This is a genomic window from Taibaiella koreensis (genome assembly GCF_003545715.1).
Classification (GTDB): Bacteria; Bacteroidota; Bacteroidia; order Chitinophagales; family Chitinophagaceae; genus Taibaiella; species Taibaiella koreensis.
In genome coordinates, this window is the sequence record NZ_QVNU01000004.1 from 384,103 (window position 1) to 410,448 (window position 26,346).

22 protein-coding genes are annotated in these 26,346 nt (G+C 50.8%); 13 read left to right on the forward strand and 9 right to left on the reverse strand.

Annotated elements, in window-relative coordinates:
- Positions 1-18 precede the first annotated feature (18 nt).
- Positions 19-600: a peptide deformylase gene (locus DZK30_RS15405; protein ID WP_118975025.1), complete on the forward strand. Its 582-nt coding sequence runs from the start codon at positions 19-21 to the stop codon at positions 598-600.
- Between the two features lie 70 nt (positions 601-670).
- On the opposite strand, the gene DZK30_RS15410 is transcribed toward DZK30_RS15405, so the two are convergent.
- From DZK30_RS15410 to DZK30_RS15435, 7 genes are all read right to left on the reverse strand, one after another.
- Positions 671-4,573, reverse strand: coding sequence for a gliding motility-associated C-terminal domain-containing protein (locus DZK30_RS15410; protein WP_118975026.1), 3,903 nt, complete (start codon positions 4,571-4,573; stop codon positions 671-673).
- A gap of 9 nt (positions 4,574-4,582) precedes the next feature.
- Entirely contained in the window at positions 4,583-6,745 is a 2,163-nt protein-coding gene (locus DZK30_RS15415) for a choice-of-anchor L domain-containing protein (protein WP_118975027.1), read from the reverse strand.
- Positions 6,746-6,800: 55 nt separating this feature from the next.
- Positions 6,801-6,953, reverse strand: coding sequence for a hypothetical protein (locus DZK30_RS25885; RefSeq protein WP_162903126.1), 153 nt, complete (start codon positions 6,951-6,953; stop codon positions 6,801-6,803).
- Positions 6,954-6,990: 37 nt separating this feature from the next.
- Positions 6,991-7,854, reverse strand: a complete 864-nt coding sequence (locus DZK30_RS15420; RefSeq protein WP_118975028.1) for a sigma-70 family RNA polymerase sigma factor — start codon at positions 7,852-7,854, stop codon at positions 6,991-6,993.
- Positions 7,855-8,307: 453 nt separating this feature from the next.
- Positions 8,308-9,609, reverse strand: a complete 1,302-nt coding sequence (locus DZK30_RS15425) for an exonuclease/endonuclease/phosphatase family protein (RefSeq protein ID WP_118975029.1) — start codon at positions 9,607-9,609, stop codon at positions 8,308-8,310.
- An 8-nt stretch (positions 9,610-9,617) separates the two neighbouring features.
- Positions 9,618-9,914 (reverse strand): hypothetical protein, encoded by a 297-nt coding sequence (locus DZK30_RS15430; protein WP_162903127.1) that lies wholly within the window; start codon positions 9,912-9,914, stop codon positions 9,618-9,620.
- 25 nt (positions 9,915-9,939) lie between these two features.
- A complete protein-coding gene (locus DZK30_RS15435) occupies positions 9,940-12,345 on the reverse strand; it encodes a T9SS type B sorting domain-containing protein (protein ID WP_118975031.1) in 2,406 nt (801 codons plus the stop codon).
- A 345-nt stretch (positions 12,346-12,690) separates the two neighbouring features.
- Between DZK30_RS15435 and DZK30_RS15440 the strand changes: the two genes are divergently transcribed.
- Both DZK30_RS15440 and DZK30_RS15445 read left to right on the forward strand, forming a co-directional pair.
- Positions 12,691-13,341: a sensor histidine kinase gene (locus tag DZK30_RS15440; protein ID WP_118975032.1), complete on the forward strand. Its 651-nt coding sequence runs from the start codon at positions 12,691-12,693 to the stop codon at positions 13,339-13,341.
- 94 nt (positions 13,342-13,435) lie between these two features.
- Complete coding sequence (locus DZK30_RS15445) at positions 13,436-14,077, forward strand: LuxR C-terminal-related transcriptional regulator (RefSeq protein WP_118975033.1); 642 nt, start codon at positions 13,436-13,438, stop codon at positions 14,075-14,077.
- A gap of 159 nt (positions 14,078-14,236) precedes the next feature.
- Here DZK30_RS15445 and DZK30_RS15450 read toward each other — a convergent pair whose 3' ends face one another.
- Together DZK30_RS15450 and DZK30_RS15455 are read right to left on the reverse strand one after the other, a co-directional pair.
- Positions 14,237-15,229, reverse strand: a complete 993-nt coding sequence (locus DZK30_RS15450) for an LLM class flavin-dependent oxidoreductase (RefSeq protein WP_118975034.1) — start codon at positions 15,227-15,229, stop codon at positions 14,237-14,239.
- A gap of 243 nt (positions 15,230-15,472) precedes the next feature.
- On the reverse strand, positions 15,473-15,886 hold the full coding sequence (locus DZK30_RS15455; protein ID WP_118975035.1) for a hypothetical protein: 414 nt from the start codon (positions 15,884-15,886) through the stop codon (positions 15,473-15,475).
- 95 nt (positions 15,887-15,981) lie between these two features.
- On the opposite strand from DZK30_RS15455, the gene DZK30_RS15460 reads away from it, so the two are divergent.
- The 10 genes from DZK30_RS15460 (at position 15,982) to DZK30_RS15505 (ending at position 26,344) form a co-directional block, all read left to right on the forward strand.
- On the forward strand, positions 15,982-16,977 hold the full coding sequence (locus DZK30_RS15460) for a helix-turn-helix domain-containing protein (protein ID WP_118975036.1): 996 nt from the start codon (positions 15,982-15,984) through the stop codon (positions 16,975-16,977).
- 64 nt (positions 16,978-17,041) lie between these two features.
- Positions 17,042-17,512 carry a helix-turn-helix transcriptional regulator gene (locus DZK30_RS15465; RefSeq protein ID WP_118975037.1) on the forward strand — a complete coding sequence of 157 codons (471 nt, stop codon included), beginning with the start codon at positions 17,042-17,044 and terminating at the stop codon, positions 17,510-17,512.
- A gap of 113 nt (positions 17,513-17,625) precedes the next feature.
- A complete protein-coding gene (locus DZK30_RS15470; protein ID WP_118975038.1) occupies positions 17,626-18,159 on the forward strand; it encodes a DUF4199 domain-containing protein in 534 nt (177 codons plus the stop codon).
- A gap of 439 nt (positions 18,160-18,598) precedes the next feature.
- Positions 18,599-19,003, forward strand: coding sequence for a type VI secretion system tube protein TssD (tssD, locus tag DZK30_RS15475; protein WP_118975039.1), 405 nt, complete (start codon positions 18,599-18,601; stop codon positions 19,001-19,003).
- A 345-nt stretch (positions 19,004-19,348) separates the two neighbouring features.
- Positions 19,349-19,753 (forward strand): type VI secretion system tube protein TssD, encoded by a 405-nt coding sequence (gene tssD / locus DZK30_RS15480; protein WP_118975040.1) that lies wholly within the window; start codon positions 19,349-19,351, stop codon positions 19,751-19,753.
- A 137-nt stretch (positions 19,754-19,890) separates the two neighbouring features.
- The gene (locus DZK30_RS15485; RefSeq protein WP_118975041.1) at positions 19,891-21,759 is read left to right on the forward strand and encodes a type VI secretion system Vgr family protein; all 1,869 of its coding nucleotides are present in this window, start codon (positions 19,891-19,893) and stop codon (positions 21,757-21,759) included.
- 18 nt (positions 21,760-21,777) lie between these two features.
- The gene (locus DZK30_RS15490) at positions 21,778-23,682 is read left to right on the forward strand and encodes a DUF3289 family protein (RefSeq protein ID WP_118975042.1); all 1,905 of its coding nucleotides are present in this window, start codon (positions 21,778-21,780) and stop codon (positions 23,680-23,682) included.
- A gap of 43 nt (positions 23,683-23,725) precedes the next feature.
- Positions 23,726-24,184 (forward strand): hypothetical protein, encoded by a 459-nt coding sequence (locus DZK30_RS25890; protein ID WP_162903128.1) that lies wholly within the window; start codon positions 23,726-23,728, stop codon positions 24,182-24,184.
- Positions 24,185-24,254: 70 nt separating this feature from the next.
- Positions 24,255-25,886, forward strand: coding sequence for a hypothetical protein (locus tag DZK30_RS26270; RefSeq protein ID WP_205529463.1), 1,632 nt, complete (start codon positions 24,255-24,257; stop codon positions 25,884-25,886).
- Entirely contained in the window at positions 25,883-26,344 is a 462-nt protein-coding gene (locus tag DZK30_RS15505; RefSeq protein ID WP_118975044.1) for a hypothetical protein, read from the forward strand. Before DZK30_RS26270 ends, DZK30_RS15505 begins: the two co-directional genes overlap by 4 nt.
- Positions 26,345-26,346: the final 2 nt, after the last annotated feature.

The following is a 26,346-nucleotide window of genomic DNA, read 5'->3' on the forward strand; positions in this document are numbered from 1 at the left end:
TTGCCTTTATTTGCCTTTATGATCTTACCGATTGTCGCTTACGGCGCGCCGATACTGCAACAGAAATGCTTTCCCCTGCCCGCCGACTATACTGCTTTACCCGAGCTGATCGCCTGTATGTGGGAAACTATGTACGGTGCTTCCGGCTGTGGGCTTGCCGCCCCGCAGATTAACATGCCGGTACGTGTTTTTATCGTCGATAGCATAGTTACTTACGAGCAAATGGAAGAAGAGGAAAGAGCGCTCTATTTTTATGGGGATACGGGGATCAGAAAAGTATTCATCAATGCCGAGCTCCTGGCCGTTTCCGAAGAGCAGCTATGGGACGACGATGAAGGCTGCCTTAGCATTCCTGGTCTTTCCGCCAGCGTGCGTCGTCCATGGGCGGCCACCATCCGGTATTACGACGAGCACCTGGTGGAACATACAGAAACCTTTACGGGGCTTACGGCCCGGATGATCCAGCATGAATACGACCATATTGAAGGCAGGCTCTATCCCGACCTGCTTGGCCCGGATGCCCGGAAAGCGATCAACAGAAAACTTCAGAATATAAAGAAAGGACGATTTAAGTCGCTATACCCCATGACCCGGGAATAAAACTATTTTTACAGAATACGCAAACGAGCCGCTCCCGAAAAAGAAAGGCTCGTTTGCGTATTATCATTCGTTAGCGGATCAGGGTAAGGTCGCCGCGCTTGTCCAGCACTTCGCCATTCACGCACTTGCCGGTAACGCGGTAGTGATAAGTGTCGATATTGGCCGGCTTGCCGTTGACGGTACCATCCCATCCATCCGTAACATTATAAGAGACGAAGACCATTGCACCCCAGCGGTCAAAGATACGTAAGGCATATTCCTTGGGATGACCGTTGGTTTCGGGTTTGAAGCGATCGTTAAGACCATCTCCGTTAGGACTAAAAGCATTGGGCAGCCATAAGGTGCAACAAGGCTGCGCGTTAAGCGTAATAGAAGCCGAATCGCTGCAGCCATTGGCATCGGTACCGGTTACTGAGAAAGCGTTAGCATAATCGGGGAGATATACTTTATGGGTAATGCCGGTGCCGATATCGACGCCGAAAGCATTGGTCCAGCGATAGCTGTCGCTACCTTTCATATTCAGCACAATGGAATCACCGATACAATAGCTGGTCTTCTCCGGCGCTTCAAAAGCAACAACCGGCAAGGGATTAACATCAAGCACGAGCACAAAACTGGAATCGCATCCCTGTGCACCGGTATAAGATGCCTTATAGACACCTGCTGACTGATAAGGCTGTCCGTGGAACATATAGCGCTGCCCTTCACATATCGCAGCATTTACGGTATCTATCTGAGGCTGCACTACGGTAACCGTCACCGTCCGTTCCAGGCTATCACAGCCATGCACGCTAGTGAACATCCGGTGCAGCATGGTTGATGACGTGTAGGTAATGCCTTCAAATACTACAGTGCCACACCCCGTGGTATCAACATGCAGTTGTACAGGTGTATTGTTATAGACCGTGATATGGATGGTACGATAAAGGCTGTCACAATGATTAACTGTTTTCAGAGTATCGTTAAGCGTAATGCTGGAATGGTACTGATGACCTTCAAAGTTGACCACACCACATGATGCCGTGTCGATACTTTGTGTCCCGGGCGCCGGCGATATGGTAAGCGTCATTGTAACCGTACTATCGCAACCCGAAGCGGCCGTGAATACCTGGTTATAAACGCCTGCGGTAGTCAGGGTCTGCGTACCCCATACGTAACTGCTTCCATAACAGATAAGCCGGCTCGCGCTATAAGTGATCTGTGGCCTTACGTAAAGCTGCAGTGTAGCGATACTGTCGCAATGCACGGCAGCGATGAATGTCTGGGTATAGGTGCCTGTCGCTGCCAGGGTTTGTGTACCCCAGGTATAGCTTTGACCAAAGCATACGGTATCGGCAAAGGTATGGGTGATCTGGGGTCTTACCCACAGGTGCAGAGTAACATTACTATCGCAACCTGCTGCCGCTGTGAAGAGCTGACTATAGGTTCCTGTGGCCGTCAGCGATTGGGTGCCCCAGGTATAGGTTGCACCAAAACAAATAGTATCGGCTGTGGTACTGCTCAGCTGAGGGGCCATGAATAAATTCAGGGTAACCGTGCTGTCGCAATTTACAGAAGCCGTAAATACCTGTGTATAGGTACCGGCGGCGGTCAGTATCTGTGTGCCCCAGGGATAAGGCTGGCCAAAACAAATCGTATCGGCCACGGTCTTTGTGATCTGCGGGCGGACGAAGAAATTCATGGTCACCAGGCTGTCGCAGTTAACGGCAGCTGTAAAAGTCTGGGTATAGGTGCCCGTGGCTGTCAGCGTTTGCGTACCCCAGGTACGGCTTTGGCCAAAGCATACCGTATCGGCCACGGCCTTGGTGATCTGCGGGCGGACAAAGAAATTCATCGTCACCAGGCTGTCACAGTTCACGGCAGCTGTAAAGGTCTGATTGTAGGTTCCTGTGGCCGTCAGCGTTTGGGTGCCCCAGTTACGGCTTTGGCCGAAGCATACGGTATCGGCCACAGTCTTGGTGATCTGCGGGCGGACAAAGAAATTCATCGTCACCAGGCTGTCGCAGTTAACGACAGCCGTAAAGGTCTGCGTATAGGTTCCAGTGGCCGTCAGGGTTTGGGTACCCCAGCTACGGCTTTGGCCGAAGCATACGGTATCGGCTACGGACTTCGCGATCTGCGGGCGGACAAAGAAATTCATTGTCACCAGGCTGTCGCAATTGACAGCGGCCGTAAAGCTCTGGGTATAGGTGCCTGTGGCCGTAAGCGTTTGTGAGCCCCAGCTACGGCTTTGTCCGAAGCATACGGTATCGGCCACGGTCTTCGTGATCTGCGGGCGGACAAAGAAATTCATCGTCACCAGGCTGTCGCAATTGACAGCTGCCGTAAAGGTCTGCGTATAGGTCCCCGTGGCCGTCAGCGTTTGTGAACCCCAGCTACGGCTATGACCAAAGCATACCGTATCGGCTACTGTCTTTGTAATTTGCGGGCGGACGAAGAAGTTCATGGTCACCAGGCTATCGCAGTTAATTGAAGCCGTAAAGGTCTGCGTATAAGTCCCCGTGGCCGTGAGCACTTGCGTTCCCCAGTTACGGGTATGACCAAAGCATACCGTATCGGCTACCGTCTTGGTGAGCTGCGGGCGGACGAAGAAATTCATCGTCACAACGCTATCACAGTTAACGGAGGCCGTAAAGGTCTGTGTATAGATCCCTGTGGCCGTCAGCGTTTGCGTTCCCCAGCTACGACTATTACCAAAGCATACTGTATCGGCTACCGCCTTCGTGATCTGCGGGCGGACAAAGAAGTTCATCGTCACAACGCTATCGCAGTTAACAGCAGCCGTAAATATCTGTGTATAAGTCCCCGTGGCCGTGAGCGTTTGTGAACCCCAGCTACGGCTATGACCAAAGCATACGGTATCGGCTACGGTCTTCGTGATCTGCGGACGGACAAAAAAGTTCATCGTCACAACGCTATCGCAGTTAACAGCAGCCGTAAAGATCTGTGTATAGGTGCCCGTGGCCGTCAACGTTTGCGAGCCCCAGTTACGGCTATGACCGAAGCATACGGTATCGGCTACCGCCTTCGTGATCTGCGGTCGGACAAAGAAGTTCATGGTTACCGCACTATCGCAGTTGTTTGCAGCCGCAAAGGTTTGGGTATAGGTGCCCGTGGCCGTCAACGTTTGCGAGCCCCAGTTACGGCTATGACCAAAGCATACGGTATCTGCTACGGTCTTCGTGATTTGCGGATGATAACCCAGGGTTATCGTTACCATACTATCGCAGCCGCTGCTATTCGTAAAAGTATGCGTCAACGTTTGTGGCGTTGTGTAAGTGTTACCGTTCCAGCTAAAAGGAACGCCGTAGCAAAGCGTAGTATCCTTTACAGTAGGCGGCGATGGCGAACAGGAATACATCTGAAAATCGTCGATCGCATTGCCGTTATCACTTCCCGCGCCGTCGGCGCAAGCCCAGCTAATACCGAAGACAGCACCCGGCAAAATATTGAGCCCGGTAAGCGTGATCGACTTGGGTGTAGTGGTCGCAGTACCTGTAGGGCCCGCAAGTGCGCTCGTGCTGTTGAGCCCCGCCAATGAAGAAGCGCTGAGCGCACCTGTGCCCGTTACCGTCCATCCGACGGTATTGCCCCCGGCGTAGCGCCATTGCTTGTACTTATAAGAGATCACCAGCTGCGTAATGACAGCGCCGGTATTGTTGGTAAAGCTGGCATTGTAGGCGATGTTGGGGGAAGTACCCGATCCCAGGTAACCTAGCGAATAGTCGCCGGCGCTACCATAAGCCCAGGCGCCACCCGAGTTGCTGGTACCCGTGCCTTGTCCCCGCCAGCTGAATGAGCCGGTTGCCGTCCAGCCGTAAGGAAGCGAGACAGCAGAACTTCCGTTATAGCCGTTAAAGTTCTGGGTATAGGTCATACCCGGCATAAAGAGAATCTGTGCCTGCCCCCTGAATCCCGTCAATGACAGGAGGAGCACAAAAAGATAGAGAAACTTATAATAGCGATGCTTCATGATCAGGTTTTATTTAACGACAAGCACTTCTCCTTTTCTCCGGATCAGGGTGCCATCCTTGCAGGTTACTTCTATGAGATAATAATAATTGCCCTGATCAACAGACTTACCCTGATGGGTACCATTCCAGGGCTGATCGCTGCTTCGGTCGTAGAGCAACTGTCCCCAACGGTTGTAAATGATTGTACGGGTAACCTTGCTGCCATTCCTTACAGCAATTTCAAAAAGGTCGTTCCTGCCGTCGTTATTGGGCGTAAAAGCAGAGGGGATAAAAATGTAGTCGTCGCAGCAGCGTTCTACGATCACGGAGAGCTTTACCCGCTCGCTCTCACAAGAACCCAGGCTGCGGGAAACATAGAAGTCAAATACACCTTCTGCCGAGGTAATGATCGCCGGCCGGCCATCGTAGCGGTCGTTACCGGTTGCTGTCTTGTACCAGACCAGGTCTTTGTCGTTAAGGGGAAAATTGCTTACTTCTTCGTTCAGGCAATACTTAAAGGGTCCGTTGACCACCGGTGTCGAAGGGAAGGTCACAATGTCCACTTTTACCGAATCCGTAGCCGAACCGCATACGCCACCTGATACGGAGACATAGTAATAGCCGCTTTGCGAGCTCAGGGGATCGGCAATGCTCAGCTCCCTGGTGGTAGCGGTAAAACCATGCGGGCCGGTCCAGCTATAGGTAAATTCCGGATCATCGGGCTGTATATCCGGGTTGATCAATACCGGTGTATGTTCGCACAGCGTCATGTCTTCACCAGCCTCGACCGTACCAGGTATCGGCAATAAGGTAATGGTCAGGCTACCGGATATAGGTGCACAACCGCTGCCAGGCAGGGTTGCCGAAAGGGCATAAGTAGTGGTTGTCCCCGGTGAGGCCACAGGTTCTTTAATTGCAGGATTATTAAGTCCCGATGCGGGTGTCCAGCTGTATTGCAGATCATTGCTGCCTGCTACGCGAATGCGGACCTGTCCACCCTGGCACATCACTGTATCCGGGGTCAGGATCACTGCGGAAGGTGTATCCAGCAGCTGCAGGATTACGGAGTCCAGGAACTCCGGCGTACCGGCGCAGCTAACCGGCGCATTCAGGTAAAGCTTCAGGAGTTTTGCTCCGGCCGGCGGGGTAGTCAGCCCGGTAACGGTAAGCGTAGTCTGGGTGGCATTGGCGGGTATGGTTACACTTGCCGGAAGCGCCGCATAGTCTGTGCCGCCAATAGCATCGCCACCAGCTACAAAGGTGAGCACCTGGGGTGTCGGCTTGGCCACCGAACGGCTAAAGGTAAGCGTGGCCGGACTACAGCCTTTGTAAATTGTAGGCAGACCGCCCACTGTCAGCGGCGCAGTAAGTGCTACATCATAAGTAGTGGATTGCAGGCTGCCGGCTTTGATAAATACACCAGAATCGTACAAGCCATTTACGGCATCGGCAACAGTAAGCTTCAGGTGATACGTATCGCAGGGAATTACGGTCTGGGCTGCTGTCAGCACCGTAGTCAGTCCCCTGTAAGCTACCGTCGTGCTGCCCTGGTTATTGTTGTACCAGGTGGTAAAGGGCGCGCCAGGACCCATAGCGGTACAGTTGGGTAAGGAACCATATGGTCCGGGGATACCGGTATTGATAGAATTGACAGCCACCGGGATATTGGTCCCCGGTACACGGGCTATATTCTGTATGCCGGTAATACCCGGCCCGGAGATAAAGAAGGCGAAGGCATCGTTGTAAGGGCCACAGATGGAATTGATATATTCTTCAGAGCCGAACACATAATCAAACTTCACCGTATCGCCCTTAGGAACCAGGTCGAACTGCAAGATACAAGCATCCCTGGTGGTCGATGCACCGGAAAGGGCCGTCAGATCAGGATCACCGCCGGTGTTGTTGTTAAAGCTGGTGAGCCCCGGCTCGGGCCCGGCTACAGCCGCCGCATTGCCGGTCGTCAGCACGATGCCGTCTGAAATGCCCAGGCTGCTGGATACTGCGGTAAACGAACCATTGCCCTGTGCGGCACAGGTAAGTGTGGCATTCAGCACAGTGACGCCGCTCCCGGCCAGGTTTTGGGCAAGCGCGGTGGCGGTTTGCCCGGTGGTTACGGTAAGCTGCGCCGCGCTGCGCGACAAGCAGCCCAACAGCGGCAATGTAATCAATGCAAGGCGGTAAAGTGGCTTCATATGCTTTGTTATTTCATCAATATTCCGGGCCCAATGGGTCCGGAATATTTTAGGGTTATACTTTGATAAATTTCATGCTCGTTGTTCCCGTCGTCGCCTGTAACGGGAACAGGTACAGGCCCGGCGGAAAACCGGTAAGGCAGATACCCACTTTGCTGCTACGGCCGGCATAGATGTGCCGGTACTGTTGCTGTATCATCATTGCCATGATCCTTCTCGTGTTACAGGTAAAAAACGGGGCTGTTTTACAAATAAGCCTTCAGCACCTGGTGCGAGGGCTTTACCCGCAAAATATCCAATGCCCTATCCTTGATTTGCCGCACCCTTTCGCGGGTTAGCTGATAATAGGCAGCTATATCTTCGATAGAATAAGGCTCCGGCACTCCAATGCCGAAGTACAGCTTGATAATATTGCGCTGCCGCTCCGGCAATACGGATAAATATTGGTTGATATCTTTTTTAAGCGAATCGTGATGCTCCATAGCACGGTCGATACTGGCCGCGTGCCGGTCTTCCAGCAGATCGGCGAGCGTGGCATCTTCGTCGTGCTGTACGGGTGCATCGATACTGGTATATTTTTGTGAGGCATGCAGTACGCTTTCCACTTCGGTAAGCGCAACGCCCAGGTGCTCGGCCAGCTCACCGGCCAGGGGCTCCCGCTCCAGCTGCTGCTCGAGCAGGTTGTTGGCCCGGGCTATGCGATTGTTGAGTGCCACCTTATTGAGCGGCAGCCGGATGAGGCGGCTATGCTCGGCCAATGCCTGTAATATGGACTGCCGTATCCACCACACGGCATAGGAAATAAACTTAAAACCCTTTGTTTCGTCAAAGCGTTGTGCGGCTGTGATAAGGCCCACGTTGCCTTCGTTGATCAGATCGCTGAGACTTACCCCCTGGTTCTGGTACTGTTTTGCCACCGATACCACAAACCGGAGATTGGCTTTGATCAGCTGATGCAGCGCTTTTTCATCGCCAAGCCGGATCTGCACGCACAATTCTGATTCCGCATCGGCAGAGATCAGGTCTACTTTACCAATTTCCTGGAGGTATTTCTCAAGGGCATGGCTTTCACGGATCGTAATGGACCTGGAGATCTTTAGCTGTCGCATAACGCAGAAGGATATATTAATGTACCGCTTTGGACGGTAGAGATAACGTGCGAAAAAGGGGGGCTTGGTGCTGGATTGGTGGTGCGTTTGATCTGTTGTTTCCCCCACTCTGAATTACAATTCAAAAGTATTTCCCTTTCGGCTGCCGGCCTATAATCCTATGGTTATGTATTTAAATTAACAATACGTTTATAGCTGACAAACATTACAATAACGAGTAGTCATTCAATTTGATAACATTATAATAATAGCTACATAATACCCCTGTTTTCGTTCTGTTTTTAATAAAAAAAACGTTGCTGAATGCCTGGCAACAACTTATGTCAATGGCATTTCTCATGGCTATCTCAGATAGGGGGGAACCGGTAAAGGAGCTATGTCTGTATTAGAGAACGGACAAGAAAAAAGCGGCCTCTTTTCAGAAGCCGCTGGACGAAAACAATTTTGTCTTGATCAATGTACCAGCACAAGCTTGTGCAACAATCCATTGCCCTCTCTGCCCTTAAGCTGCAGCAGGTACAGACCGGGTATCAGGCCCGGTATCGTCACGCGGAAATCGGACTGACGCCTTGCCTCCCAGGAGGCGCTGTACAAGGCCGCTCCCGACAGGCTGTGAAGGGTAACCTTAACTGCGCCATCGACCTTTGCCACATCGCTGCAATGCAGTCGCAGCAGGTTCCCCTCCAACGGGTTTTCTACGTTGAATATGCCCGGGTCACCGGCTTGAGGGCCGGATATACCGGCGCCTTGGGTCACTTTACGTACCACGAAGCGGGCGGTAACGGGAAGATGATCCGACATGTTGTATAAGGATTGCAGGACCGTCGAAGGCACGATGGTATTCGCAGGATTGTCCAGCAAGCCCCTGTTGAAATGGTTGCCATCCTGGCCAATGATGCGATAGCTCATGGGCTGGTAGCTGATCCGCTGCTCGTTGTTCTTTATGGGGCCCGATATCAGGATCTGATCGAAGCGATCGTCGAGCCCTCCGGTGGCGCCGCCATCGGCCAGGGCCACCCTCCGGGTACTCTGGCTATGGATATCGGCAAAAGAGCTGTTACCATTCCAGTTGCCCGGGCGGTCAATAGGGTCGTAGAATTTTGATTTGGGATTGCTGCTGTTTACCAAGTTCTGGTAGCAGCCTTCCTCCGAGGTATATACATTCATGTCTCCCATGAAGAGGTAATTGCCCGGGTTCCCCGGATAGGTATTCAGGTAAGTAGCGACGAGAGCTGTTTCTCTTATCCTGTCGAGCGAGTCCTGGCTATAGCTGCCTGCTTTCAGGTGCGCTACGATCACCGTGAGGAAGGTGGTGTCCCGTGTCTGTGCCAGCATCGCATCCTTGTAGTACAGCCGGAAGGCAATAATATCGCGGGTCTGGCTGGCGATGGTTTGCTGGTGCAACAGGCCCAGCTTGCTCTTTTTCCAGAAGAGCATATTGGTCTGGATCTGGTTATTCGCGTTGGCGTAACTTCCCTTTTCCCATTCGGCGCCCAAAACAGTATTGAGGATCTCCTCCGAATATTCGGCGCCCCTTGTAATCTCATTGGCGCCAAAAATATCGGGCTTCACGAAATCGAGGATCGTCTGTAATCTCGGGTTCTTATAAGAAGTCGGATTGTCCCCGTCGCCATAATTCAGCAGGTTGTACTGCATTACGCGAAGGGTGTCGGTATCCTGGCCGCGGGCGGGGGTAAAAGCCTGTCCGCTCAACATCAGGAGGAACAGGGGTAGTTTTATTGGTTTTATTGACATAGAAAAGATTACCGGGGGCCTGTGATACGTTTGTAATTTTTAAATCGTTTATCCTTTTTCAGTTCGAGGTGCTTTTTCCTGAATTTACGCTTGTTCATCATTTCCATGATGTGGTAATGTTCGGCCAGCTCCTGTATCTCCTGCAACTTGGCTTTATACTTCACAAAGATATTTTCCTGCTGCACGATATCGTTGATATACTGAAAGATTTCTTCCTGGTCGATACCCAGGTCTGACCACAGCAGCACCTGCTGCCTCAATTGCACACAAAACTGATCGTGTCTGCTCGCGCTGATGAATCCCATATGTAGCTTCGTTTTGGTTGAATAATTAACGTAGTAAGGTCACATTACCCTGGTAGTTTTCGGAGCGACCGTTGCGGAAGGCCACCTGGATCAGGTAAATGTACACGCCACCTGGCTGTGCCGTTCCGTTGAAGTAGCCATCCCATCCCCGCCCCTCCGGTCTTGTGGTCTCGAATACCACCTGCCCCCAGCGGTTCAGCACCTGCATTTTGAAAAGCGATACGGAAGAAGAAAGCAATTGCCTGGGGAAGAAGTAATCGTTGGCGCCGTCGCCGTTGGGTGTAAAGGCGTTGGGAATGTCGATATAGCAGTCCTTCGCGATATGCACTTGGTCGGAATTACTGCAGAAATCTGTAAATACCGTCAGCTTAATATCGCCGTGGTGCTTCACCTCGATTGCCGGTGTGGTTTCACCCGTGCTCCATTCATAGCGGGCATGAGCTTCGGCCGGTTCCTTGTTGGCCAGGTATATGGCATTGCCATGAAGACACATGCTGGAATCATTACCCAGGCTCACTTTCGGCATCGGATGTACATTTACCGAGTCCAGCACGATGCCTTCGGGACAACCGGGGGTTGTTGTATTAAGTGTAAAGAAATAAGTACCTTCCTTCTCATATGCGTGGGTCATTTCGCGTACTTCCTCACGGTTCCGGTTGTCATTTTCCCGGTCATTCAGCGTTTCCCTGTTGTTGTCGCCAAAATCCCAATGCATGATCCCGAAACCTCCCGTGTATTTCATGGTGAACAATACTTCATCACCCGTACAAATGTCATGCTTATCCAGGCTAAGGTCTACCGCAGCAACCGGCGATACCCATACCATTTGGCTGCTGCTGTCGCGGCAGCCGTCGCTGTTCGTGATCTTCAGCTTAACGGAAAATATACCGGGTCCACGATACAGGTGCTCGATATTACGCGCATTGCTGGTGTACTCATCACCTGTATTCCAGAGATAGTCCAGGCTGTCGCCTGCCGAAGTATTGAGCGTTACCAGCGGATCGGTAATGCATAAAGTATCTTTTTGCAGGGTGAATACCGCATCGATGGCGCTTACAGTTACCCTGATATGCCTGCGCCTGCTTTCACAACCGTTAGCCGTTGCCGTAACATACCAATGTACGATCCCCGCTGTAGCGGTATTGATCACCGGCGCTGTAGCCGAGGGTACACCACCGGTAGCGGTAGGATACCAGATGAGGTTGGGACCAGTAGCACTAAGGGTATATGCAGGTGCATTCTGGCAGAGCAATATCGAGGTATCGGCCGCCGGCATATCGGGCAGTGGGTTGATGCGCACCGTGATCTCGCTTCTCGGGCTTTCACAGCCATTCACCGTTTCCGAAACGTACCAGTAAAAATTGCCGGTGTCTGCCGTTGAAGGAACGGGTATCGTCGCGCTACCGGTACCGCCTACGAGGGTATCATACCAGGTAAGATGCGTGCCTGTAGCGCTCAGCGGCACCGCCACACCATCGTTACAATAGGAAACAGGGCTTACAACTGCTGGCGCTGCCGGTATGGGATTGACGGTAAGATCGATCGTTACGATAGAGTCACAGCCTCCCTGTGAGGTAAAATGTTCGGTATGATAGCCAGCAGTGGTATACAGGTTGCTGCCCAGGGGATAGCTTTCGCCCTGGCATATGGATACGTCCAGCGTATCGTTGGATGAAGTGCCGCCGGCCGGCGCTTTCATGCTGTTGATCCAGGTGGCGTTAGCCGCAGTATTAGGCAATCCGGGTGTTTCATTGGTGGGCACAGCACCCGATGTCCAGCCTGCCGATAAATTGTATTGATCGTTGGTCAGGTAAAATACCTTTTGCGCGCCTGAGCCCGCAATATGTACTGGTGCTACCACACCACTGCCATAGCTTACAGCATGGTAAGCCGCGGTAAGATTGGCAGGATCTACAGTCTGTACGGCATCATTGGTATTGTTAAGCGCGATATTGGTCCAGGTGGTAGAAGGACCGAAGCCAGTGGAAGGATAATTCATAGAGCTGGTCGACGGAACGGTCAGATTGAGCTCAAGCAGCGGCGAGCTCACCGGCAGGATATAGACGCCGTCGTTATTGGCATCTGTAGGGTCATCGGCCGGCATACTGGGATTAAGATCGCCACTGTTATAGATCACGATAAGGGAACCATAAGGCACACAGGACCAGTTAGCATCGCTCGCAAAGCGATAACAACCAGGGGAAACAGCAGTCGAGCCATACCAGCCATTATTATCGTCGAAGATCCAGCCACGCAGATCAAAGCAGGTATCGTTGCAGGTGGCCTGCCCTTTTACCAGCAACTCTACATACTCTTTATTACCGGAGGCGCCATTTGAAAATTCATTCACAACGAGCTGTGCCCTGGCCTTAAGACCCAAACAAAGGAAAAATAGACCGGAAAGAAGCGCGAAACTGCGGAGCTGTTTCATTAGAATGGAAGTTGTTGGCTTTTTACAAGTGGCCTTGGCGGGGGCATTGCCAAAGGACTTTAACCGGGCACAAAATTATTTCCGCCATAGCTGCTGCCCTATAATCCGATAGTTAAGTATGGGTTTTAACTATACTTTTTGCATTACAAACCAATAAGTTGATCAAATTGCCTACCATTTGATAACATAAGGATAATACAAAAAGAAGGAAAGCAAGCTGCTACATTAACTTTTGATTACCAACCACCCAAACCACCTCCGGCAGGCGTATTGTGCCTAATTTCGCGGTTTTAATATTCGGATCATAAACCACAGCAAAACCATTTACCAACCGGAAACAAAAGGATGATGAACCTTGCGCTGGCAGAACAGGAAAAAGAAAGGTTGAAGGCCTTCCTGGATGGAGAACAAAAGGAACGGAGCCGCATCGGCCGGGAGCTGCACGACGGTATCGGCGCGATGCTGTTCACCATCAGCCATCAATTGAAGGCATACTTCAATGCGAACGAGCAGGAAGACAAAGAAGCATTGAACCGGCTGATAGGATTGGTCAATGATACAACAGTAGAGCTGAAGAACACGGTACACAGTCTTATACCGGAAACCATCGCCCTCCGGGGACTTGAGGCTTCCCTTGCTTCTTACTGCGATCTCATCTGCCGGGGGCAGCATCCGCATATACAGCTGAATTGTTATGGCAACTGGAACATGGTAGACGTGGCCGTGCTGCACTCGCTGTTCCGTATGGCCCAGGAGCTCATCCGGAACATCATGATGCATTCGGGCGCCAGCTATGCAGCGGTTACCCTGTCCTGTTTTGACAATAGCATCAGGCTTTTTGCCGAGGACAATGGTTGCGGCTTCGATGTTGTTCATACGCCGTATGGTTCAGGCCTGCACAATCTCCATGCCAGGGTATCGCTGCTCAAGGGCGAGATCAGCCTGGAATCCGTACCAGGCAAGGGAACTACCTGTACGATCATCATCGGCCTCTAGTTATGCTCTGTTATGGTTATAGCACCTCCCGGGTATTCGTGCCCAACCCCGCGCCCGGTAATGCTGTCTCTGATCCGTTAAACCTAACAACACCATGAGCATTATAGCAGGCATACTGGATGATCACCCCGTAGTAGTAGAAGGTCTTTTGCGCATGTTCGCCGGCAATAAGGATATCAGCATTCAACATACCTGGTATACGGCCAAGGCGTTTTACGATGACCTGGAACGGGGCATCAGGCCCGAGGTACTGCTGCTGGATATATTATTGCCCGATACCAATGGCGACATCGTCGCGCAGCAATTACAAAAAAGCAACCCGGAGATAAAAATACTGGCCATCAGCGTGCTCGACAGCGCGATCAGCGCCAATACTATGCTGCGTATCGGCTGCCTGGGCTATATTATGAAGCATGCCATATTGGAAGAATGGCAAAAAGCCATCCTGGCCGTCGCTTCAGGAAAGCAATATATCGAACCCACACTGGAAAATAAGATCGCCACACTGGGTGCAGGACGTACCCGTGAAGCCTCGGTAAAGACCACCTTAAGCCCCAGGGAAAAAGAGGTGCTGCAAATGATCGCCAGCGGCAAGAGTAAAAAAGAGATCGCCCTGGAACTGGGTATCAGTGTCAATACTGTCAAACAATATCAATTCAATATTTCCCTCAAGCTGGAAGTCAATAGCACGGCGGCGCTGGTGCGTCATGCGCTGCGCACGGGCCTGGCGGAATAAGATAGCAGTGCGGAGGCTGCCTTAAAAGGCCTCAAACCTATCACATTGAGCGATTCGAAATGGAAACAGGCTTGAAACATAATTTTTGTCGTATTTCGACTGCGCTCAATATGACAAAAATTACCCCTTTTGATACAGCCCCGATATACATGGCATAAGCTAAGCTTCCATGGCCTCCTTCAATACTGCATAAGAATGCAATCTCTTCTCCGTGTCATAGATATTGGATGTCACCATCAATTCGTCGATGCCGGTCTCTTCGATAAACGGCAATAGCTTTTCTCTTAAGGTCTCTCGGTTACCGATAAAGGTGCAGGCAGTCATCTGTGCTACAGCAGCACGTTCCTGCAATCCCCATAAGCCATCCATCGTTTCCACCGGCGGCTGCAAGCCCTTCCGTTGGTTGGTAATAATGCCCAGGAACATCCGGTACATGGAAGTAGCCTGGTAAGCCGCCTCCGCATTGGTATCTGCGCCTATCACGTTGACACAAGCCATCATATAGGGTTGCTGCAGGTAAGGCGAGGGGCTGAAGTTCTTTTTATAGATGTCGACGGCATGGCGAAATTGCGCCGGCGCGAAATGAGCGGCGAAGGCATAAGGCAGGCCCATCTCGGCCGCCAGGAAAGCACTATCGGTACTGGAGCCCAATACCCATATGGGAATATCGGTTCCCTCCCCCGGAAAAGCCCGTACCCGGGCATGCTCGCTGGTATTGCCAAGATATTGCTGCAGCTCTTCTATGCTGCGGCCAAAGTTATACGCACCATCGGCATAGTTGCGCCGCAGCGCCGCGGCAGTCACCTGGTCGGTACCAGGCGCACGGCCAAGGCCGAGGTCTATCCTTTTGGGATACAAAATTTCCAGCGTACCGAACTGCTCAGCGATTACGAGGGGCGAGTGATTGGGCAGCATAATGCCGCCGGAGCCCACACGAAGTGTTGTGGTATGCCCTGCCACATGCCCTATCAGCACTGCGGTAGCCGAGCTGGCGATATTGGCCATATTATGATGTTCCGCCAGCCATATCCTTTTATACTGTAAAGCTTCTATATGCTGTGCCAGCGCTACCGTACGCGCTATGGCCTCCGCGGCATTGCCGCCCTCCCGTACTACGGCGAGATCCAGCGCCGATAAGGTGATCTTTTCCATATACAACAAATCCTCTTATACCCCGGATCAGTCCCGGGGAGAGCAAATGTACGCCCGGTGATACATGCCGGGTAACAGCTATTATCAATAAGGCTATTGGCGTTAACCATGTCCGACATAGCAGCGACATCGTGTGCAACGTCGCTACTATGTCAGCAAAGAGAAGGGCCGCCCGCTGACCGGACGACCCTTTACAGGAAAAATTCAGTTGTTTTCTTCGGTATCAATCCGCTGTATCAGCCATCAGCACACATGAACGATCTGCTCCGGCGCGATGCCCCGCAGCAGCAGGGCCTGCTCAAAGGCGGCAGCCGCCTCTTCTTTGCCCGCCAGGTAAAAGATGCCTTCCTGCCATAAAGTCCATAGCTCTGCTTCCAGGCGGTCGAGATAAGCGATCGCATGCATCGCCGGCTCGGGTCCGTAAGGCACTACATCCAGCAGCAGGCCGCAGCGCTCCGGCTTATAGAAATAGATGCCGGGCATTTCCAGCACGCCTATATAGTGGCATTGGTGAAGGCAGGCTTCCTCCTTCAGTCGTTCATATAGCTCGATCGAATACTCATTCCCGAAGAAAAAATGATAGCGATGCTCCTTAAGCAGGGGCAATTCGGCATATGATTGTCTTACAGGTGTCATAACATGAATTTGATGTCTCATGTCTCGATAGTTTAGCATTACTTTGCAAAAGTGAAACAAATTCCGGCAAAGGTTTTTATATCATCGGGATACTGTTTTATACAAAAAGGATTTTTATGCCGGTAAGCGTTTACGACAGCAACGGACAGCAATATTCCTTTGGTGACGGCAGCTTTAGTGCCGGCATCATCAACCAGCCGCTGGTTACCGAAAGCCGGGTGAAGTACAGCTTCCCTTTCGGCGACGCAGAATTGGTACAGATCGCCTTTTCGGGTATCTACATTGTATACGGCGACATTATGATGCAGGAGGCCAAGGTCCTACACTTCAGCATGGCCGAAGAGATCGACCTGGTTGAGCTTCATTTTACACTGGCAGGCAGCGGCAGCTTATATAACGAGGCCAGTGGCAGTACCTACAACTTCAGGCAGAACGAATACAATATGCACTATATCCCTCATTTTGAGGGAACGGGAAATTACCGTAAAGACCAGAAATACCAATTCTTCGAAGTCCATTTCACAAAGAAGTTCTTTACCGAGCTGGCACAGGACAGTTCACCTATGCTGATGGAATTTGCCGGGAAGCTGGCAGCCAGCGACCTAACCGAACTCGTCACACCTTCGCTACCGATGACCTTTGCCATGCACCAATGCATCCGGGAGATCATGGGTTGCAACCAGAAAGGTGGCCTTAAACTATTGTTCCTGCAGTCCAAATCGATAGAGCTGCTTACCCTTCAGGCACAGGCCTTCGAAGAATACCATGACCGTAACCCGGGCGCCTGCAAAACCGAATACGACAAAGAACGCATCCACTATGCCCGCGAATACCTGCTGCTGCATGCCGCCGAGCCTCCTTCGCTTACGGAGCTGGCCCGCGTGGCCGGGCTCAATGAGTTCAAGCTCAAAAACGGGTTCCGGGAAATCTTCAACAACAGCGTGTTCGGCTACCTGAACGAATACCGGCTCCAAGGCGCGCGGGAAATGCTGCTGGCGGGCGGCGCGATCAAGACCGTCGCCGATCACTTCGGTTTTTCCTCCGTACAGCATTTTAGCAAGGCCTTCCGGCAACAATTTGGCCTGCCTCCCGGCCAGTGCCGGACCACCTGAATAGCATCGGCCTTTCCGCTTCGTATGAAAGATTTATCTTTGCTGTAATACGATGCGACCTTTCATGTACGCTTTTCTTATCCGGCATAAAACATTGTTACTTTACGGCCTGTGCCTGGCCGTCCTGCTGTTCCTGCTCAAATGGCTGGAGGTACGGCTGCTGCTGGTCGACCATGCATTCGAACTCTATATCGGTGGCATTGCTGTTCTGTTTACGGCATTGGGCATATGGCTTACCCGTAAGCTTACCCGTCCGCGTGTGGAGACGATCGTGGTGGAAAAAGAAATCTATGTTCAAAAAGAACAGTCGTTCCAGGTCAACGAACAGGAGCTGGATAGCCTTGGTATCAGCAAAAGGGAGCTGGCGGTCCTCGGACTGATGGCAGAAGGATTGAGCAACCAGGAGATCGCCGACCGGCTGTTTGTATCGCTCAACACAGTGAAGACCCACTCCTCCAATCTTTTTGAGAAAATGGAAGTCAAGCGTCGCACCCAAGCCGTAGAAAAGGCTAAAAGAATGAATATCATCCCTTAAACCTGCTACTTAAGGGTGAAAAACAGAAAGTAGGAACCAAAATCACCCAAAAGTATGAGCCCCGGAAACTGCGGATGATCCATTTTTGTCGCTCACGTTCAAAAAACAATAACATGAAAAAAACGGTATGGATCTCCGGTAGTATCGCCGGTCTTATTGTAGCCGCCATTATGGCCATCAGCATGATGGTCTATCACAACAATCCCGACATGGAGGGAAGCATGTTGCTGGGTTATGCCGGTATGCTGCTGGCTTTTTCCCTCATCTTTGTAGGCGTAAAGCAATTGCGCGACAAACATTATGGCGGTCTCATTTCCTTTGGCAAAGCATTCAAGGCCGGGTTATTCATTGCGCTTATCGCTTCCACTATCTATGTGCTGGCCTGGCTCATTATCTACTACGGCTTCATGCCCGATTATATGGACAGGTACTGCGATCACATGATCAGGAAAGCACAGCAAAATGGTAATGCTGCGGAGCTGAAAAAGCAAATGGATGAAATGGCCTTCTACAAGGAGTATTATAAAAATCCTCTTTTCGTGATCCTGTTTACCTACGCCGAGATCCTCCCTGTTGGTATAGTGGTATCACTCATCTGTGCACTCCTGCTCAAGCGGAAAAGCCGGCAGCTGCCTGTTGCATCCTGATTTTAAGTATTAGGTATTAAGTATTAGGCATCAGGTATTAGGTATTAGGTATTAGGTATTAGGTATTAGGTATTAGGTATTAGGTATTAGGTATTAGGTATTAGGTATTAGGTAATCAAAGTGTAGAGAGCAGTTAGCAATTGGCAGTTCGCAAATCTCATTACCCAATACTCAAATCTCATTACCCAATACTCAAATCTCAATGCCCAATACTCAAATCTCAATACTTAATACTCCAAAGCCCTTTTATTATCTTATTATGACCTCCTTTTGCAGCAGGACGCGCCCAAACCCACGTCCTGCCTGCATTGTACTGGTTTTCTGGGATTATCAATTTTACTTATTTAACCCAACTTTAACCTATCAAATAAAATCCGGTTCCCTAATTTAGCCTCATTATTTAATCGCTTATTTTCCTAACATTTAAAATCCATTTACTATGGCGACTTCAGCAAGTAAATTGGCCGTTCTTGACGTTAACGGCACCGAGTTTAATGTTTTCCAGGCGAGCTTCGAATCGCTCAAGCCTGTGGACCAATGGAACAGGGTTACCGCCTACGCTACAAAGGCCGACGCCCGTTTTGTCATCGAAGGCAACGACAAGACTTCCAAATTGTTTGAAATGTATTCAAACAGCCGGAAACGCTTCAATGCCAAGCTTACTTTATTCAACACTCACGACGAAGGTAAGCTGGTGGAGACCAATTTTAACGATTGTTCTATCACCTACTACTCATCCAAGTACAACTCTTCCGACGAAGTACCGTACACCATTACGGTCGTATTCTCGCCGAAAGTAACCACGGAAAATGCTGCCGAGCTGGCATTTGAGCAACACACTTAAGAACGGCTCTGGTATACAGCAATGAATGAGCGTCCGGTAAGCCCGGACGGGTAAGTTGTGTCTTGCCGGACGGCTCAATATTCATAGTCATTTACCTGCTTCCCGTTTTTGCTTCCGGCCATTATTATGGCATACCGGCGTATTGATCTGCCCGGTTAACTATAGCAATGTGAAAGTGTGTTTCTGACAAATGATAGCTGTAGCCGAGTCTGGATCTGCATCCCGGCCTTATTGTTCCTTATCGTTAACTGGCTATCCACTTCATTATCAAATACTACAGGCTATCCCGTAAACCGGGGTCTGTCCTCATATCTTTTCATTCAATCATTTTAAAACCCATTTACAATGGCAAATTCAGCATCCACCCTGGCCACCCTTAAGCTGGACGGTAAAACGTATACCGTGTTCCAGGCTTCTTTCGAATCTATCAAACCCGTTGACCAGTGGAACCGCGTTACCGCTTACGCGACCAAAGCCGACGCCCGTTTCGTGATCGAAGGTAACGCCGAGACTTCGGTTATCTTCGAAAAATATGCCAATAGCCGCAAACGCGTTGACGCCGTGCTGACCCTCAACAACACGCACGACGAAGGCAAGCTGGTAGAAACCAATTATAAGGATTGCTCGATCACTTATTATTCTTCCCGTTACAACTCGTCAGACGAAGTGCCTTATACCATCACTTTCGTGCTGTCGCCCAAGGTAACCACCGAAGGTAATGTTGAGCTGGCCTTCGCTCAAACAACTTAATAAAGTTCTTTTTGTTTGATCAGCAACAAGCTCCGGCAAGGTCCGGGACCCCGGTCCCGGCCTGCCGGATTGTTTGCTTTTCATCAGCCTGGTGCTTATTCCGGCATCCTGCTGATTAACCACCAAAAGCCTTAACTATGTTTGATAGTCTGAGCGCCATAGCCAGCCAGCTGCTCCCTACCTATATCGGCGCCAATGTGTGGATCGGAGACAAACAGATCAAAGAGATACTATCTCTGGAGATCAGGCAGGAACATGCCTGCCATCACCTGCTCTCCCTGCGCTTCTACCAGGACCAGGTACAGCAGGAAGGTTCCATGATCTTTGATGGCGCCGAAAACCTCCTCGGACAGGTCGTTGAGGTCATCCTCTTCGACAGGAATGCCACACAAGGCGACAGGAAGCTCAAGAACCTCTTCGTCGCCACCAGGATCGCCTTCGACCACAGCGCTATGAACGAGGGCATACTCGTGCTCGAGGCCAAAGCGCCCACCTATGTGCTCGATGGCGCACCCCATTACGAAAGCTTTTACCACAAGAACCTTGCCACCATAGCCAAAACGGTATGCAAGCCCCTGGAGAAGGTCAACAGCAAGCTTATTGCTGCCCCTACCCTCGATGCCTCCCTCAGCTATGTCTCCCGCTTCGGCGAAAGCGCCTGGAACTTCATGAAGCGGCTCAGCGCCGAGACAGGACAGTGGCTTTACTTCAATGGTAAGGAGCTTATATTCGGTCAGCCCGAATCCCAGCAGGCACGCGACCTTATCTACGGACAAAACTGCTATAAGCTCGAAATGAGTATGCAGGCCAGGCCCGTACAGGGCGGTTACTTCGACTACAATGCCTCCGAAAATACACCCCTCAGCAGCGCAGCCAACAGCGATACCGATGTGGCCAACTCCGACAGGGGCTTTGCTTTCGGAAAGGCTAAAAATATTTTTGGCGGTGATAGCTATACCCATCCCGTCGCCTTGCCCGCCGATGCACAGACGCTGGCCGGCATAGGCAAAAGCAGGGCCAATACTACGGCTGCCGACCTCTACCTCGTCAATGGTGAAAGCACCCTGCACGAGCTTAATGTGGGTATGATCGCCAACCTGCAGATGGTGCGGGCAGGCGTCAAGCTTGACCATACACCCGTACGCATTACCGCCATTACCCACCATCTCGATGCCACCGGCAGCTACAGCAACAGCTTCAGCGCCATCAGCGCACAAAGCGTGACCCCGCCGCCAATAGACTTCCTGGCCCCCATGGCTACCGCCATGCCCGCAGAGGTGATCGACAATGCCGACCCTATGGGACAGGGCCGCGTGCAGGTCAAATTCCTGGGCTGGCAGCAGGACCACAGCCAGCAGCAGACCGACTGGATCAGGATACTGACGCCCGATGCCGGCAGCAGCAGCGCCGTGAACAAGAACAGGGGCTATGTCTTTATTCCCGAAAAAGGAGACCAGGTAATGATCGCCTTTGAACAGAACAATCCCGACAGGCCCTATGTGCAGGGCAGTATCTTCCACGGCAGCAACGGTGCGGGTGGCTTTGCAGAAAACCACCTGAAAAGCATCATTACCCGCAGCGGCTGTACCATACAGCTCGACGATACCGATAATGCGGGCAGCATTAAGATTCAGGATCCCAGCGGAAACATCGTCTTTTTGGATGGCAAAGGCAATATCAATATAACGGCTCCCAAAAACATCAATATAAAAGCAGGAGAAGACATCAACATATCGGCGGGCCGCAATATAGCCATGGACGCCGGGAAAGATATGGGCGTCACGGTGAGCGACAACAAGTCGGTGACCGTGGGGAAAAATTACAGTCACCAATCCGACAATCATGTAGTATCGGTAAACAAAGACAAAACAGAGCGGATCGGAGCGGCATTTACGCAAACCTCGGGCAATGCGGATATCAAAACCCTCAAGGGCGATATGCTATTGAGGGGAAGCGGCCTCGCTGTCGTTCAGGGTGGAAAGGATGTCAAAGTAAGCAAAGGTTAAACAGCTGAAAAGATCGGTATGGAAACGGCCAAAACAACACACGACGAAAAGCTGGAACAAAAGCGGGAGCAACTCCAGCAGCAGCAGGCGGGCGACTCGCCCAGCGAAAAAAGGAAAGTGGTGATGCACGGAGCCAAGCTGAAATGCCCCTACGCATCGGGCCCTGGTAAGCTTTCGGTAGACTCTAACGACATCAAGCTGCAGGATCAGCTATGGGGCACCGAAGAGGATAACAACAATATGATCAACCTGAAATTTAACGGCCCCTGCGGCCATCCTAAATTTTCGGGACAGACGCCCCCGCCCTGCCAGAGCGTGATCTTCCTCAGCAAATGGCAGGATATAGGCACCACCAAAGTGCAGGAACATACCGTGCTCATCAAGGCATCGACCATTACCTGCAATCCCACACTCAACAGTGCCACACCCCGACCCCGCAATAGTAAATCGGCGCCCCCTGCTGAAGAAAAAACAGGTAAGATCAAAAAAGGATGGTGGGCCCTGGATGCCGCAGGCAATAAGGTCCTGCGGCGCGCGGTGCCGGGCATGAAGGTCTATTTTCATGTCGAAACGCAGGATATAGAAGACGGCGAAAGCCTCCACATGCGCCTGTTTGACGACGATAACCACGAAAGCGAAGAAAGCGGCACAGGCGACAAGGACGATCATTTCCCGTTGAAGAACCAGAGCACCGGCCTCACGCTGAGTGAATATTTCCCGGTAAAAGGGAACAAAGTAGTGGTACCGCTCACCCTGGCCCTGGATGAAAGCACCCTGAGCTCTGACGCCGACCAGCAGTTGGAGTTCTACTTCCGCTGTACCTACCGGGGCAACAATACGGAACTGCCGGCCGACACCAAAGATTACCTCGTGGTGGGTACCCTGGTGATCGACCGGTACAAGATGCCTGGCCTTAACAGCGCCGGTGACGATATTGCCGACGATATGACCTATGGCCGTGGCGTGAAGCATAATGGCGCTATCTACGACAGTGGCGCGCTCAATACCTTCAAATCGGAATATAAGGAGAACGGATTTGATCCCGCAAAGCATGGTATTTTTTCCAATGCGCAGGACATCCCCCCCGCCGATGGCAGTGCCAAGGCCCGTTACAGCCGCGAAGAATGCTACAGCACAAAGTATGGCTGGATATCGACAGGCCTGGATGTACGGATCTTCGACAACCTCTCGAACGACCGGCTTTTATGGGATTTTAAGAATACGGCAGAGCTATACTTTGCGCAAGGTGAGTTGCAGGGTAACCTGGACCGGATGATCGACAAAATGGCTGCTAATACAGGCGGCATTTACGAAGACCAGGTGCTGACACGCGGTGTGCTGGCCAACGAAAGGACCACCAGTTATTGCCAAAAGGTTGAAGACTATATTGCCGAGCAGCTGAAGAACAAGCACACCCAATTGGAAGAAGTGGATGATAAAGAGCCTTACTTTGAAAAAGGTAAAGCAATGGCTAACGGCAAGGGTACAAGAAAAAGCCAACAGAAAGAGGACTTCTCAAGACCAATCTACAATAATGACAAGACGGGCGGTCTTACGATTGCTTTGAATGATATCTGGGCCACGGAAGTGATCCTGACCAAGCTGGACTATGCCGATGGCAACTATACCGCCAAATACCGGGTGACCCTCTGGGATCACTTCGGGCTGGATAAACCCGACATGGAAAAGATATTCAACATCATCCCCAGCGTAGGTGAAGCCTTTGTTTGTTGGTTTATCTTGCAGCATCTGCGCGGCTATAAACCTTTCCTGACGAAGATCACCTTTGAAAAGGAATTCAAAGGCAATATCAATTCGGGAGGGGCTGCCCGGCAAAACGACCGGGAAAAGCAGCGACAAGCCGAAGCCCAAAAATGGGCGGAAGAAGAACGCTTAAAAATGTGGAGTGGACCTAAATTTTAAGTAACGAAAACAATTGAACCAAGTACTGGAAAAACAGATTGGAATGGGCACTATTGTAACTGAAGGAAAAAAAAGGCTAACAAGTGACCTTGTTCTATTTATAGTATTGATATCATCTGTTCTCTCTTGCCGGACAAATAAGTCACCGATCATTCAAACGGCTGTAGGCAACTATTATTTGATCAAAAATCCGCCGCAGGACAAGGAATTATTAAAGAAAATGATCGGCAATTTTGTTCATCAGCGAATGAAGCAACACAAGGATATGTCCTACGAATATTTCTACCGGTATTCCAGCAACACTTCCTATTTCATCGATCACAAACCGGATCCGGGCGGGCATTCAAGCTTTGAATTTGACAACTATGACGAAGATAAAATCGCTACGTTTGGTTTATTCAAATGTGAAAAGGATACGACAAAACAACTTGGCGAACTCAGGTTTTTTAATCAGTGGGGAAACTACTATCAACCCGATACCTTATTTAATCCCTGCAAGTAATATTGCCCGACAGATGGCTTGGGTGAGCTGACGCTGCAGCGATGTAAAACGGACAATCAGAAAAAAGGCCATGGAAACCACCGAACAGCCAAAGACAACGCCCAAAACAGATCGCTATACGGCCAATCCCAACCAGCATGTATACGACCAGGCGCACCAGACCGATTTTGTGACCGAGGTGCTGGAAATATATTTCGCCGAAAAAGTGCCCAAATATAAATGGGAACCAAAGGAAGATGTATACACGGTAAAGAGCGGCGGTAAAGTAGCCGATGTTAAAAAGAAGTATGAGGGCAAAAACAGGAGAAATATACAGGCCGATCCGGATCATGAAAATCCGCTGAAGAAAGACGACCAGATCAAGGTCACCTGGGACGAGCAGGTGGAAGATGGCTTCGACTATAAAAAGATAAAAAAGACCTCAGCCAAGAAGAAGATCTTTCTTATTGCCCGCTGCACAGGAGAAAAAGGCAAGCTTACCATCAACCTGAATGAGAACAAGCTGACGGAAACGGAACAGATCTATGATAGCCCTTTAAAATTCCTGGATGGCGATACCGAGCAGACCAAGGTTGAGTTCACGCTTGATGGCAGCATGACCTATGCAAAGGAAATTGCTTTGCGTCCCAAGAGCGACGAGGACTTGAAAAAGCTGGCCGAGCAGTTTGACAAGCGGAAAGACCCTGTGGCCTATATTTATGCCAAAGCCGAAGTATCGGGTACCGGCGATACCGTGAAGTATCCCGACGAAACACAGGAGTTTCTCAATAAAGATGGCGACCGGCTCGAGGTAAGGTTCTGCGACTGTGGCATCAAATACAGGAACGATGTGGAATGTACCCGCTGGAGCGGTCATTACGGGCCGGTATACTGGGGCGAGATGCCGCTCGACGGCTTTGCCAAATGGGACGAGCTGGTAAAAAACAATACCGTGACGGAAACGGAAAAAACCATCCTGATCGCGATGTCGGAGAACGAAGGCAAGATGGACGCCGTACAATCTTACGATAGCGAGATATTGACGGCCGGCGCCATGCAAAAGACCATTAACCCTGAAGGCTATGGGGAGCTACCGGTCCAGCTATGGGAATTCAAAAGCAAGTTCCCCGATAAATACGATTGCTATCTGAAAAGCTGCGGCTGGGAGATCGAAGAAGAGGCCGTAGAGAAAAAAAATAAACAAGGAGAAGTGATCTCCACCACCTACAAGTACAAAGCCAAGTACAACGATCTTACCGGCTCGGCCCTTAAGGACAAGATAAGAGAAGGCTTTGATGCCTCGCAGTTCAAGAAAAAGGTAAAATCGGAGCCGGTAGAGCCGATAATCAAACTAATGAAGGATGTCGACTTCCAGACCAAGCAGATCGAAGATTTCGTCAAACGGCTAAACAGCGCATTGGCCAAGACGCCCACGGGCTATTCCGGCAGCATATCGACCTTCGTTAGTTCCAATCTAGGAAAGGCGACCGTACTGGATCATGATGTGAACCGGCCCGGGCATGTCAAGGATTGCTTTGGAGAAGCCCTGAATACCTTTTTTGGAAAACATCCCAAACTATCGAAAAGCCCTGCAGACTGGGGCGCCGATGCCGCGGGCTATGAAACGGAAATACTGGAGATCTATGGTCCGCTCAGGGGAGAAGGATCGTATACCATGACCGATGCCAGCGGCAGATATGCTAAATTAAAGTCGAAGCTATGAGATACCAGATACTGTTGCTCTGCCTGTTGCTACAATGCTGTGCCGCCTGTGCGCAACCCAAAGGTACAGCCCGCTTTGCGGGTGTGCTGCCACTGAAAAAAGGCTATACGCTGGTCTTCCTGGCCAAGGACAAAAGCTCGGCTCTGTATCGCCAGCCCAGGATCAAAGCAGGCAATACGGTAAAGAAGATCGATGGCTTCGATGACGGCAACTTTTCTTCAAAGCGTATCAAGCTTTCACCTGACGGCAACTATGTTACGGTGGAAAACATTATCAGGGGCTATGTGCAGCAATCGGAGACTGATAGTGTATTCCATGAAAATTATGGCTGCGCCATCGTTGACCTGAAAAAGGCAAAAGTAGTGCACTACCTGCAATCGGATTGCGACGGCGCCTGGAACAAGCAGAACGAATGGATCAGCGACGATAAAGTTATCTTTAGCAAAGACGAACAGTAACT